This window comes from Candidatus Symbiopectobacterium sp. NZEC135 (assembly GCF_025962695.1).
Map to the genome: position 1 here is coordinate 1 of NZ_JAGFPF010000555.1, position 1,219 is coordinate 1,219.

The 1,219-nt window shown below is 41.8% G+C and carries 2 protein-coding genes; both read right to left on the minus strand.

Annotated features, from left to right (window positions below; translation table 11 throughout):
• On the minus strand, nt 1–429 hold a 429-nt coding region (locus tag J5224_RS28735; protein WP_264628500.1), incomplete at its 3' end, for a DNA cytosine methyltransferase.
• Between the two features lie 495 nt (nt 430–924).
• On the minus strand, nt 925–1,176 hold the full coding sequence (locus J5224_RS28740) for a helix-turn-helix transcriptional regulator (protein WP_264628501.1): 252 nt from the start codon (nt 1,174–1,176) through the stop codon (nt 925–927).
• Between the last annotated feature and the right edge of the window lie 43 nt (nt 1,177–1,219).

The following is a 1,219-nucleotide window of genomic DNA, read 5'->3' on the forward strand; positions in this document are numbered from 1 at the left end:
CTGTTCTGGATCACAAAACCAGTTTGCTTTATAAGTACGGACAGCTTCTTTATTCCACTCGCTGGTGAAAACACATTGTCCCCCTATAGCCTCAAACCCTTTTCTGATACCACCAATTCCGGCAAACAAGTCAATGAATCGAAAATCATAGCATGGATGGTTTTTCGGTGGTTTTGGTAGCATGTTTCTAAGGACTTCAACCTCAGCTTCAACCAGAGGTTTTTGGAAGGTTTTCCCACTGAGCCATCGACTAAGCGTCTCTCTTGTCCAGTCGCTGCAACCTGTTTCTCGTAATATTTTAGCTATAGACTTTTGGTCATAAGATTCAAGAAGTTGGTAAACTAACTTTTTATCTTCCTCAAGCTTTTGTTGTTGTGTAGCCTTCGATTTTTCATTCACGTCTTGAGCGTATGAGATAAACTCTTTCATCTTAGTGTCCAGCAGTGTCAAATTAGTGACACCATATCACGTATTTTACCCAGAAGAAATAAATTGTATGTATATACAGTGTTTTCAATTGACTATATACAGCAATGCTCTGTTTAATAAGTGTTCTTTCACTCGAAAAATCTTTTCATTGTTTTGCTGATTAGCACTTTTATACCACAAAATATCGTTTTCCAGCCTTTCATGTGTCCCCGATTAGCTGCAGATACCTTTGACAGCATGTTCGGCTTCAATACACCCTAAAATAGCAAAGAGCTGGTGTTCGGTGAATCGTGTTTTGTGTATAGCGATCTCCGCTGAAGGCATACCGTATGCCGGAGCTTGGTTAAAGTTAACAGCGTTTAAATTTCAACTGACTCATCCCTGTAGACTACCTAGCCCTTTAGTTTGAATACAAAAGAAGGGATTAGTATTAAGGGGGCGATCTGGTAGCATAGCTTTCACCATTCCAACACAGCGATAACACGCTGTTGAGGGCTATTTTTTCGTCGAGCGAAAATTAAGAACTAATTCGGCAAGCTCATCTTCGACGGTATAAAAGTAGCTGGCAGGAATATCAAGCACTGTTGCCAAACGACAGGCAAGATCAAAATCAGGGGTATGTACTCCTCGCTCATATTGATTCATCCGTGCGCTTGCCGTGGATTCATCAATGCCAGCAAGAACGCCAAGCCGCTGTTGCGACAAGCCTGCTCTCAATCTGGCTTCTTTTAAACGCTGTGGCAGCATGACAATCCCGTCCAACCCAATGTGGAATCCTTAGTGTTGTCGT

What these genes read in the sequence shown, in the direction of transcription:
- J5224_RS28740 (WP_264628501.1), bottom strand. Translation starts at nt 1,176, where the DNA reads ATGCTGCCACAGCGTTTAAAAGAAGCCAGATTGAGAGCAGGCTTGTCG.